General features: G+C 62.0%; 11 protein-coding genes. 6 read left to right on the top strand and 5 right to left on the bottom strand.

Features of this window, described 5'->3' with window-relative positions; translation table 11 throughout:
• Positions 1-116 precede the first annotated feature (116 nt).
• Positions 117-1,469: an SPFH domain-containing protein gene (locus N5D48_RS03400; protein ID WP_279881024.1), complete on the top strand. Its 1,353-nt coding sequence runs from the start codon at positions 117-119 to the stop codon at positions 1,467-1,469.
• Between the two features lie 620 nt (positions 1,470-2,089).
• Here N5D48_RS03400 and N5D48_RS03405 read toward each other — a convergent pair.
• The 3 genes from N5D48_RS03405 to N5D48_RS03415 form a co-directional block, all read right to left on the bottom strand.
• Positions 2,090-2,491: a hypothetical protein gene (locus N5D48_RS03405; protein WP_279881026.1), complete on the bottom strand. Its 402-nt coding sequence runs from the start codon at positions 2,489-2,491 to the stop codon at positions 2,090-2,092.
• Entirely contained in the window at positions 2,475-3,881 is a 1,407-nt protein-coding gene (locus N5D48_RS03410) for a PAAR domain-containing protein (protein WP_279881028.1), read from the bottom strand. The genes N5D48_RS03405 and N5D48_RS03410 overlap by 17 nt, the downstream gene beginning before the upstream one ends.
• Before the next feature lie 178 nt (positions 3,882-4,059).
• Entirely contained in the window at positions 4,060-5,289 is a 1,230-nt protein-coding gene (locus tag N5D48_RS03415; protein WP_279881031.1) for an acyl-CoA dehydrogenase, read from the bottom strand.
• A 140-nt stretch (positions 5,290-5,429) separates the two neighbouring features.
• Between N5D48_RS03415 and N5D48_RS03420 the strand changes: the two genes are divergently transcribed.
• The 5 genes from N5D48_RS03420 (at position 5,430) to N5D48_RS03440 (ending at position 9,476) form a co-directional block, all read left to right on the top strand.
• Complete coding sequence (locus tag N5D48_RS03420; protein ID WP_279881033.1) at positions 5,430-6,356, top strand: LysR family transcriptional regulator; 927 nt, start codon at positions 5,430-5,432, stop codon at positions 6,354-6,356.
• Positions 6,357-6,520: 164 nt separating this feature from the next.
• Positions 6,521-7,675, top strand: a complete 1,155-nt coding sequence (locus N5D48_RS03425) for an aminotransferase class V-fold PLP-dependent enzyme (RefSeq protein ID WP_279881035.1) — start codon at positions 6,521-6,523, stop codon at positions 7,673-7,675.
• A gap of 120 nt (positions 7,676-7,795) precedes the next feature.
• Positions 7,796-8,428 (top strand): LysE family translocator, encoded by a 633-nt coding sequence (locus N5D48_RS03430; RefSeq protein ID WP_279881037.1) that lies wholly within the window; start codon positions 7,796-7,798, stop codon positions 8,426-8,428.
• Between the two features lie 106 nt (positions 8,429-8,534).
• Positions 8,535-8,777, top strand: a complete 243-nt coding sequence (locus N5D48_RS03435; protein WP_279881039.1) for a DUF1654 domain-containing protein — start codon at positions 8,535-8,537, stop codon at positions 8,775-8,777.
• Positions 8,778-8,783: 6 nt separating this feature from the next.
• Positions 8,784-9,476 carry an endonuclease I family protein gene (locus N5D48_RS03440; protein ID WP_279881041.1) on the top strand — a complete coding sequence of 231 codons (693 nt, stop codon included), beginning with the start codon at positions 8,784-8,786 and terminating at the stop codon, positions 9,474-9,476.
• Positions 9,477-9,482: 6 nt separating this feature from the next.
• On the opposite strand, the gene N5D48_RS03445 is transcribed toward N5D48_RS03440, so the two are convergent.
• A complete protein-coding gene (locus tag N5D48_RS03445; RefSeq protein ID WP_279881043.1) occupies positions 9,483-9,908 on the bottom strand; it encodes a GTP pyrophosphokinase in 426 nt (141 codons plus the stop codon).
• 92 nt (positions 9,909-10,000) lie between these two features.
• Positions 10,001-10,570, bottom strand: coding sequence for an SPOR domain-containing protein (locus tag N5D48_RS03450; protein WP_279881045.1), 570 nt, complete (start codon positions 10,568-10,570; stop codon positions 10,001-10,003).
• Between the last annotated feature and the right edge of the window lie 76 nt (positions 10,571-10,646).

Below are 10,646 nucleotides of genomic sequence, written 5' to 3' on the forward strand. Positions count from 1 at the left end.
GCGGGTTTTCTGCTGTCAGGCTATCGGGATCCATCCTACGACCACGTCCATCCGATCTGATTGAGATCCGCCCTCTGCATCGCCAGCATGCCTGCTCTCGCACAAGGAGTGCTTCCATGCAAAAACTGCCAATCCCTGGCTTCACTCTCCCCCACATCAGTCGCAGGCTCATCGCCAGCATCGCTATCCCGGTCGTCGTCCTGGGCGGCGTCGCAACGCTGTTCAATCATGTGTTCTTCTACAACGAAGCGGGCCAGATGACCCACGTGCGCACGATCTTCGGCGAGGAGAAGGTGGTCGAGGACGTCGGCTACGCGACCCAATGGTTCGGCCGCAGCACGGTCTGGCGACGCACCATTGGCGTCCAGTCGGCCCTGCGGGTGGACAATCAGGAAGACAACCGCAGCGGACATCCCTCGGTAGTCCTGGAAAACCTGCCGATCGTGTTCCTCGGCAACGTAGACGCCAAGGCGGAATTCAGCACCCAGTTCCGCCTGCCTTCGGGCGATGCTTTCCTGAAGATTGCCCAGGAATACCGCACCCCCGACAACTTCCTGCAACGCGCCCTGCTGCCCGCGGTCAAGGAAACCCTGCAGGCCACGGCTTCCTTGATGAGCGCCGATGACTACTACGCCGGCAACCGCAGTCATTTCGGCGCCGAATTCGAGAACCAGCTGCGCAACGGCCTGTACCTGACCAGTCGCAAGGAGATCCGCGTGCAGCGCGACAACCTGCCGGCACAGACCGCCATACTCCAGTCGGGCACCGACCAGGGCAGCTTCGGCGACAACTCCGCGACCCGCTTCGTCATCGAGAAGAAGCTCGACAAAGACGGCCAGGAACTGCGCAAGCAACAGCAGTTCCGCCTGTTCGGCGTCGAGGTCGTCGATGCCCGGGTGACGCACATCGACCCCAACCCCCAGTATCAGGAGCGCATGGTAAGGGTGCAGCAGGCCCTGGCCGAACTGGCCGTGGCCCGGCAGAACCGGCTCAAGGAAGAGGAAGAGAAAGAGCTGGTCTCGGCCCGCGGCGCCAAGGACGTCGAGGCCAAGCGCCAGGAAAGTCTGCGCCAGCAGATCGAACGCACCACGCAAGCCGAGACCGAGAAGCAGCTCACGCTGATCAATGCCGAACGGGAAAAACGCCAGGCCGAGATCGACAAGCAAACCGCCGAGCTGCTCCGTGACAAAGCCAAGGTCAATGCCGAGGCCACCAAGATCACCGCCGACGCGGAGGCCTATGCGCGAGAGGCCTCGCTCAAGGCCGACGGTGCCCTGCAGACCAAGCTCGATGCCCTGGTGCAGATCAACCGTGCCTGGGCCGACGCGGCGGCCCAGGCACCGGTGCCCAGCGTGATGATGGGAGGTACCGACGCGGGGCTTGGTCGTCAGGACGAAATGGCCAAACTGATGAGCGTGCTCGCGACCAAGGCGGCGAAGGATCTGGTGCTGGACCTCAAGACGCCCTGAGTAAACACCTGGCCACCGCGCCCCGCATTGGTACCTGAAGCTCTACCAATGCGGGGCGGTTTTTCAGACCATTACCTCTCGGTCCTCGAAGATCATCATGACCTTGTAACCTTGACGAACGACGTTAGAAAAAACAGCACGCCCAGGCCAACAAGCGAGCAAGCAATAGCTACTTAACTTCATGCTGCATCTCAAGCCATTCGGAAACTCATTACTGTCTTCAAGATCCAACCAACCGCGACGAAGCCCTAGGGATGGCCATATAAAAGCGAGACTCATCGCACTCACGATTAGCATGCGCGACCTCAGCCTCGTCGTCCCCCAGAGAAGAACCTCATCGTCTAGACCTCGAGTCCGACCAAATGCACGACACATGACATTGAATTGGCCTGAACACGCAATGTAGACATTGATGATGATTCCTATAGTCAGTAACAGAAAAGGGACAATTAGCAAGACAATCCTTAAGCTGACAGGCCATCCACTAAGGTCAATCATAATTAACCTCATAGATCAACTCACCCATCCACTCCCCTACATCCGAGCCACCCTCGGCACCACCAAATTAGCCAGCACCAACGACTGCGATACCACATAGGGCTTTACCCCATACACCAAAGTTACACTGCACGTCTAAACTCCACAAAAATCACAATAAGTGACATCCACCCCATACCAATCGCCATACAACACATTGCTGCTCTCATACGTCTTTTGAGATAGGTCGGAAACTCGCGATAGTCTTGCGGATCCAGATCACCTTGCCGCATAGATAGCACCGGCCACATCAGAACACCTGTTATTGCACTAACCGTCAAGGTTCTAAATTTTAAAGTAAAACCCCCTCCTCGCTTAAGCTCATCTAACAGACATTTACTTCGCTGAAGGGCCGCACACATAACATCGAAGTGCCGCGAGATAGCGATGTGCACATGGATCGCCATACCTAATAGCATGATGAAGAAAGGTATCAGCAATGAAGCAACTTTCAGCCCTGCCGGCCAGTCACTCAGATCGATCATATACGTGCTCGTAGATCATCTCTCCAGATATTTCTCCTCCCTTGCTTATTAACGCGGCACCTGTGTAAGAACCACTACCAACCATCGCGATACCACACACCGCCTTTCCCCACGGACCGAAATAGCAAACATACCTGGCTGCTGCGCCCCCAAGCCAGGCGCCTGCGGTACCTCCAGCTAGCCCACCGACAAAGCTGCCTGTCTCAGTAAGTCTGACCTTTTTACACTCTTCGGTCTCCCCTGCACGGCAAGCCTCGTAAATCTTCATGTAAGAAGACGTCGCCCCCAAGCCCACCGCCACATGCCCCCCATACTTCAAATACTTCGACATCTTCGCCACTTCATCCAAATGCGTCGCATACCCCGGTATCGCCCCCGGTACACCTGCCTTTGACCAGTGATGCACGAGGCTTTTAGTAGAGATATTCAAGCTCTTGCGCAGACTGTCATGCCCACCAAGGTTCAGGTACTTACCCAGAAACGCACTACGCAGCTGTGCATCCAGCTGCTGATAGAGCGCTCGACGTGATTCGAAGAATTGCGGGCTATTGAGATGACCATGCAAGGTGAACTCGCGCTGATGCAGGTTTTCTAGCCCCTTGAGCGTATCTCCCACTTGCCCCAGCCCGCGCGACAGCATGTCCTTGCCCACGCCCATGGATTGACCCGCACCATTGAGTACTCCGGCGACCTCGCCAATGTGCTGCATCATGAAGTTGGCTTCCTGCTCGTCGAGCACAGCCAGTGCCTCCCGCGCCCGCTGCGCCGCAACCATCAGGTCGGCCTCCTCGCGGGTGCAGGCGTGGTGGTTGTCGGGGTCACCGAGGACGAAGATTTCACCGGCCTTGAAACCTTGGTCGAAGGTGGGGTTCAGGCGCTGGATGCGTGCAATAGGCAGCGTGCTGTCCTGCGCCAACAACTGCGCCAGTACCTGGGGGCCGGACATGCTGCGGGGAACGATATGAAACCCGGGCTCCAACCCGGCTTGCGCAGAGGCGATGGCACCAGGCACCTGTGCGTTGGCTAGGGCATGGAGAGTGCGGGCACCGGGGACCGTAGCCGCGTTTGTCTGCCTGCCATCCATGGGATGACTGGACGGCGCCATTCCACCCAAAGGAGCAACCACCCTGTTACTGCCGTTCGGGCAGCCACAGGCAACCAGGGAACCATCCATCGCCAGTGGCTGACCATCGGAAATCCACCCGAGGTAGCCCTCTACAACGACGCCAGGTTGGCAGCAGAGCGGACATTCGGTAGTCGAGTCCCCGACCCGCAGGACCTTTCGCCCATCACAGATGTAACCCTCATCGCTGGCAATGCAGATTGCACCCGTGGTGGTCACATCACCATCTACTGCCTGGCCTTTCCCTTCAAGACTGACGCGATACATGTGCAGGTTCCTTTTGCGCTGAAAGCTCAAGAACCTAACAAGTGAAGGTCGCCCTGTTACCCGAGAAAAAGCGAAAGAGACCTTTCCTACTCTGCCTAGAGAAGAGTCTTAAAACCAACCCTGTAACCAGCCTGTTCAGGCGTGCAGCCGAACCTGAGCGGGCTGGTCACGATGCTCTTCAGTGCCCGCTACGCAACATCTCCTTCGGCACATACTTGCCAATCTCATACTTGCCGATCGCTGCCCGGTGCACTTCATCCGGCCCGTCGGCCAGGCGCAGGGTACGCTGCATCGCATACATGTACGCCAGCGGGAAATCACCGCTCACCCCCGCCCCGCCATGGATCTGGATGGCCCGGTCGATCACCTTCAGCGCGACATTCGGCGCCACTACCTTGATCTGGGCGATCTCGCTGCGCGCCACCTTGTTGCCGACGGTGTCCATCATGTAGGCGGCCTTCAGGGTCAGCAGGCGGGCCATGTCGATCTCCATCCGCGAGTCGGCGATCTTGTCGACGTTGCCCCCCAGCCGCGCCAAGGGCCGGCCGAAGGCGGTGCGCTCGACCGAGCGCTTGCACATCAGCTCCAGGGCGCGCTCGGCCATGCCGATCGAGCGCATGCAGTGGTGGATACGGCCCGGGCCGAGGCGGCCCTGGGCGATCTCGAAGCCACGGCCCTCGCCAAGAAGCACGTTTTCATAAGGCACGCGCACGTTCTCGAACAGCACTTCGGCGTGGCCGTGGGGCGCGTCGTCGTAGCCGAACACCGGCAGCGGGCGGACGATCTTCACCCCGGGTGCGTCGGTCGGCACCAGGATCATCGAGTGCTGCTGGTGGCGCTGGCCGTCCGGATTGGACAAGCCCATGAAGATCATTACCTTGCAGCGTGGGTCGCAGGCGCCGGAGGTCCACCACTTGCGACCGTTGATCACCCACTCGTCACCGTCGCGCACGGCGCTGGCGGCCATGTTGGTGGCGTCCGAAGAGGCCACGTCCGGCTCGGTCATGGCGAAAGCCGAACGGATCTCGCCACGCAGCAGCGGCTCCAGCCACTGCTGTTTCTGCGCTTCGCTGCCGTAGCGCACCAGCACTTCCATGTTGCCGGTGTCTGGCGCCGAGCAGTTGAACGGCTCAGGCCCCAGCAGCGAGCGACCCATGATTTCGGCCAATGGCGCGTACTCGAGGTTGCTCAGCCCCGCGCCATACTCGGACTCAGGCAGGAACAGGTTCCACAGCCCTTCGGCACGGGCCTTGGCCTTGAGCTCTTCCATGATCGCGGTGGGCTGCCAGCGATCGCCCTCGGCGACCTGGCGCTCGAACACCGGCTCGGCCGGATAGACATATGCATCCATGAATGCGGCGACGCGCTCGCGCAGTGCCTGGACCTTGGGCGAATAGGCGAAATCCATCGGGGCTACCTTCAGTCAATGAAGAACATGGACCTGAGCCTAGAACAGCCACCCTTCATCCACCTAGTCTATTTTCTACGTGTATAAACATTCATAACCGATATATGATCGACCAATAACTCCAACGAAGAGCGGCGCCCATGAACCTCAGCAAGGTCGACCTCAACCTGTTCATCGTCTTCGACGCCATCTACACCGAAGCCAACCTGACCCGCGCCGGGCAGATCGTCGGCATCACCCAGCCGGCGGTGTCCAACGCCCTGTCGCGCCTGCGCGAGACCTTCAACGACCCGCTGTTCGTGCGCACCGCCCAGGGCATGGTGCCCACGCCCATGGCGCAGAACATCATCGGCCCGGTGCGCAACGCTTTGACGCTGCTGCGCACCTCGGTGCAGGAAAGCCGCATCTTCAACCCGCTGCAGGCCAGCAAGACCTTCCGCATCAGCATGACCGACCTGACCGAGGCGGTGATCCTGCCGCCCTTGTTCCAGCGCCTGCGCCGCCTGGCTCCGGCGCTGGTGATCGAGAGTTTCCTGTGCAAGCGCCGCGAAACCACCAAGGAACTGGCGGCCGGGCGACTGGACTTCGCCGTCGATGCCCCACTCAATACCGATCCGCAGGTGCGGCACGTTAAGCTGATGCAGGATCACTATGTCTGCGCCATGCGCCCCGGCCATCCGCTGGCCGACAGCAAGCTCACGCTCGACACCTACCTGGGCATGACCCATATCCATATCTCCAGCCGCCGCAACGGCCTGGGCTATGTCGATCTGGCCCTGGGCAAGATGGGCGTGCAACGGCGTGTCGCGCTGCGCTCGCAGCACTACCTGATGGCCTCGCAGGTGCTGCAGCAGACCGACATGGTCATGACCGTGCCCGAGCGTTTCGCCCGCCGCCACCAGTTGCGCTATCAGTCGCTGCCGGTGGAGGTGCCGGCGCTGGAAACCCACCTCTACTGGCACGAAAGCACCGACCAGGATCCGGCGAACCGCTGGATGCGTGAGCAGATCATCGAGTTGTGCGAGCGAGTGGTGGCGCAGGATCAGCAAGCACTGGAAAGCGCCTGAGCCCTCGGAAATTAATTTTCCATATGCATGTCATTTCGTAGAAAAAAATATTTTCAAAGCCTTTAAATCAAAAGATCAAGGAAAAATTTTCATCTCCATTCTTGCTTAACATGCAGGTCATGGACGCCGGCAGGCGGCGTCCCCGCACGGACCCGCACGCGATCATGTCCAGTACCCCGCTCTACTTCGACTATGCCGCCACCACCCCGGTCGATGACCGGGTCATCGAAGCCATGCTTGGCTGCCTTGGCCGTTCGGCCAACTTCGGCAACCCGGCCTCCACTGGGCACCTCCACGGCCAGATGGCCCGCGAGGCGGTCGAGCAGGCGCGTCGCCAGGTGGCAGGGCGGATCGGCGCGCAAGTCGACGACCTGGTCTGGACCTCCGGCGCCACCGAATCCAACAACCTCGCCCTCAAGGGCATCGCCCAGGGCTATGACCAACCGGGGCACCTGATCACCAGCCAGCTCGAACACAAGGCCGTGCTCGACACCGCCGCGGAACTGGAACGCCAGGGCTGGGCAGTGACCCGCCTGGCGCCGGATGCCCGCGGCCTGATCCAGCCCGACGCCGTACAGGCGGCGCTGCGCCCGGACACGCGCCTGGTATCGCTGATGGCGGTGAACAACGAACTGGGCACGCTCACCGACTTCGCCAGCATTGGCGCGCGGGTTCGCCAGCAGGGGGCCCTGCTGCATGTCGATGCGGCCCAGGCGGTAGGCAAGGTGGTGATCGACCTGGCGTGCCAGGCCGTCGATCTGATGTCGTTCTCGGCCCACAAGGTCTACGGTCCGAAAGGCATCGGCGCCCTCTATGTCGGCCCTCGCGCCCGCCCGCTGATGCGCGCGCAGATGCATGGCGGCGGCCACGAACGCGGACTGCGCTCCGGCACGCTGGCCACCCACCAGATCGTCGGCATGGGCAGCGCCTTCGCCCTCGCCGGCCAGCCGGGCGAGGCAGAGTACCAGCACCTCGAGCGGCTCGCCCAGCGCCTGCGCGATGGCTTGCTGGCGTTGCCGGGGGTCACGCTCAATGGCTGTGCGCAACAGCGCATTCCCCATACCCTCAACCTGTGCATCGATGCCAAAGGGTTCAACAGCCTGGCCCTGGCGGGCGAGCTGGCGCTGTCCAGCACGTCCGCGTGCAACTCGGCGAGCAATGCCGCCTCCCACGTGCTGCTGGCGCTGGGGCTCGATGAGCGCCAGGCGCGCAACAGCGTGCGCCTGAGCATCGGGCGCTACACCAGCGAGGCCGATGTGGACAGCGCGATCGCCACCTTCACGCGAGTGGTCGGGGCCGCTGCGGTGGCGCTCTGGTAAACATGCGTCGCCCGGGCTGACGACTGCCGCCATGGCCAGCGTCAGCCGGCAAATTCCCATGGCGGTCCGACGGCATTGCTGGCATCGTGCAGTTTCCCCCCTGCGCACAGGACGCGCTCCATGGCCCTGCACCTTTGGCTGACCTTCTCCCTCGCCTACCTGCTCACCTCGCTCATTCCCGGCCCCAATGTCCTGCTGACCGTGCGCAACGCATTGCGCCATGGTCCCTCGGGCATGGGCATGAGCATGCTGGGCAATCTCACCGCGCAACTGCTGGCGATTACCGCCGTGGCGATGGGCGTGGGCGCGCTGCTGATCTCGCTGCCCACGGCATTCCTCGCGCTGAAGCTGGCAGGTGCCGGCTACCTCATCTACCTGGGGGTACGCCAATTGCTCTCGCGCAACCCTGCCAGCCCACCGGCCACGGCTGCGCTGCCGGTCAGCGCGCTGTCGCGATGGCGCATCGCCGTCGAGGCGTTCCTGGTCTCGGCGAGCAATCCCAAGAGCCTGATGTTCTTCGTCGCGTTCCTGCCCCAATTCCTCGAGCCCGGTCGACCGATCCTCGCTCAGTTCACGGTGATGTACGTGAGCATGGCGGTGATCGTCTGCGCGGTGCATTCGTTCTACAGCTTCACCGCCTACCGCTTCGGCCAGCGCATGAAGGCTTCGCCCATCGCCGCCTGGTTCAAGCGTGCCTGCGGGGCGCTATTCATCGGCCTTGGCTTGCGCCTGCTGAACAGCAAGGCGGTGTGAGGCTACAGTTGGGAGTCCCTTGATCGGGCTTTTAGCCTACTCGCTGTTGCGAAACGGCCTACAGTGAAATACTGTATGCGCATACAGCAAAACAAGGACTCCCCCTGTGGCCAGTACCGCCGTCGCAACACCGAGCAGCTACGAACAACTGGGTCAGCGCATCCAGAAGATCATCAACAGCCCCACCGCCCAGCGCAGCCGCGCCGCGCTGATCTTCCGCCTGGAGCACGAATCGCCCGACGACTGGCACAACCTGCTCGAGGAAATTGCCGAGAACGACAATGTCACCCTCGCCCACCGCGACGACGGCGGCGTGCAGATCTTCTGGACCGTGCCCAAGGAAGACTGACCGCACATGAGAGTTTCGCTTTTCGCTGCCGCCTGCCTGCTGTTGACCACCACCCTCGCCCATGCCGACGCCCCACGCACCTTCCAGGAAGCCAAGAAGGTCGCGTGGCGTCTGTATGCGCCGCAGTCCACCGAGTTCTACTGTGGCTGCAAGTACAAGGGCAACAAGGTCGACCTGGCCTCCTGTGGCTATGAACCCCGCAAGAACCTGCAACGCGCCTCGCGCATCGAGTGGGAACACATCGTGCCGGCCTGGCAGATCGGCCACCAACGCCAGTGCTGGCAGAGCGGCGGGCGCAAGAACTGCTCGCGCCACGACACGGTCTACCAACGCGCCGAGGCCGACCTGCACAATCTGGTGCCGAGCATCGGCGAGGTCAACGGCGACCGCAGCAACTACAGCTTCGGCTGGCTGCCCGCGCAGCAGGGCCAGTACGGTGCCTGCCTGACCCAGGTCGATTTCAAGGCCAAGAAGGTGATGCCGCGCCCCTCGATCCGCGGCATGATCGCGCGCACGTATTTCTACATGAGCAAGCAGTACGACCTGCGCCTGTCGAAACAGGACCGCCAGCTGTTCGAAGCCTGGAACAAGACCTACCCACCGCAAGCCTGGGAGCTGCAGCGCAACCAGCAGGTGGCGTGCGTGATGGGACGTGGCAACGACTTCGTCGGGCCGGTCAACCTGAAGGCCTGCGGCTGAGCCGGGTCAGGTCAGCGCGCGCAGGTAGGCGCTGGCCTGCTGGTACCGAGAAAGCCGGGCGAGATCCGCGGGACCAGGGCTGGGGATGCGCGAGAGATCGCTGTTGTCGGCCAGGTCCGCCAGCTTGACCTGGCGGGCCAGCGGGTCGACACCCAGACGCACGACGAAGGTTTCATAGCTCTCCCCGTCGCGCCGGCTGAGCGCCAGCAACGCAGCGAGGATCTTGAGCGGGAAGCCTTCGCGAGCCAGGTCGGACAGTGTCAGGGGGGTATCTTCGAGCACATCGTGAAGCACCGCGACAATCCGTTGCTCGGGCGTGACCATGCGTGCCATCACCCGCAACGGGTGGAGTATGTAGGCGGCTCCACCCTTGTCGAACTGTCCGTCATGTGCCCTGGTGGCCACGGCGATGGCCTTTTCCAGCGTTGCCATGAGGCGCTCCCCCGTTGAAACCCTGCCACTTGCAGCATAGCTGCGACCTTGCGGCTGTGACAGTTTCGCCGGGGTATCCGTTGCTCCCAGGCTCAGCGCTTGGCGCCGTGCTGGATGACGATCGAGTCGGTCCCCAGCTTGGCCATCACTTCGGCCTTGCGTGCATCGGCCTCGTCCCTGGTCGGGAACGGCCCCATCAAGACCACTGGCTTGCTGTCACGGTACTCGACCCAGGAAGGAATGCCCTTTTCGATCAGGCGCGCGGTCATGTCGGTCAGCGCCCCCATGTTCGGGCCCTGGATCACTTCCACATCCCAGCCCTCGGGTGCCGGCTGGTCGGCGATCGCGTCGGCGCGGCGCTGCAGGTCGGCGCCGCCGCAGAGTTCGCGGATACGCAGGTTGTTGCCCGTCTGATCGATGAGGATCTCGTACTGACCGTCATGCTTGATGGCCACGTAGCTGCGGTAGGGTTCGTACTGCCCGGCATCGTCCTTGCCACGCACCTGGCCACAGATGGAGCCCTGGGTGTCGAACCGCACGTTGGCGAACTTGGCCGTCTTGGGGTTGTTCAGGTGTTCGGCCACCTGTTTGTGCACGCCTTCGACCTCGTTGTCACAGCCCGCCAGGGCCAGCACCGCCATTACCACCGCCAGTTTGCGCACGCGTCTACCTCCAGATTCGAAGGCGCGCATTCTAGCACGGGAGGGAGGGATAACCGGTGGGATGAAGCGATAGCGG

The organism is Pseudomonas sp. GD03858, from assembly GCF_029840925.1.
GTDB lineage: Bacteria > Pseudomonadota > Gammaproteobacteria > Pseudomonadales > Pseudomonadaceae > Aquipseudomonas.

What these genes read in the sequence shown, in the direction of transcription:
- N5D48_RS03425 (WP_279881035.1), top strand. Translation starts at nt 6,521, where the DNA reads ATGTCCAGTACCCCGCTCTACTTCGACTATGCCGCCACCACCCCGGTC.
- N5D48_RS03420 (WP_279881033.1), top strand. Translation starts at nt 5,430, where the DNA reads ATGAACCTCAGCAAGGTCGACCTCAACCTGTTCATCGTCTTCGACGCC.
- N5D48_RS03400 (WP_279881024.1), top strand. Translation starts at nt 117, where the DNA reads ATGCAAAAACTGCCAATCCCTGGCTTCACTCTCCCCCACATCAGTCGC.
- N5D48_RS03415 (WP_279881031.1), bottom strand. Translation starts at nt 5,289, where the DNA reads ATGGATTTCGCCTATTCGCCCAAGGTCCAGGCACTGCGCGAGCGCGTC.
- N5D48_RS03410 (WP_279881028.1), bottom strand. Translation starts at nt 3,881, where the DNA reads ATGTATCGCGTCAGTCTTGAAGGGAAAGGCCAGGCAGTAGATGGTGAT.
- N5D48_RS03445 (WP_279881043.1), bottom strand. Translation starts at nt 9,908, where the DNA reads ATGGCAACGCTGGAAAAGGCCATCGCCGTGGCCACCAGGGCACATGAC.
- N5D48_RS03430 (WP_279881037.1), top strand. Translation starts at nt 7,796, where the DNA reads ATGGCCCTGCACCTTTGGCTGACCTTCTCCCTCGCCTACCTGCTCACC.
- N5D48_RS03440 (WP_279881041.1), top strand. Translation starts at nt 8,784, where the DNA reads ATGAGAGTTTCGCTTTTCGCTGCCGCCTGCCTGCTGTTGACCACCACC.
- N5D48_RS03405 (WP_279881026.1), bottom strand. Translation starts at nt 2,491, where the DNA reads ATGATCGATCTGAGTGACTGGCCGGCAGGGCTGAAAGTTGCTTCATTG.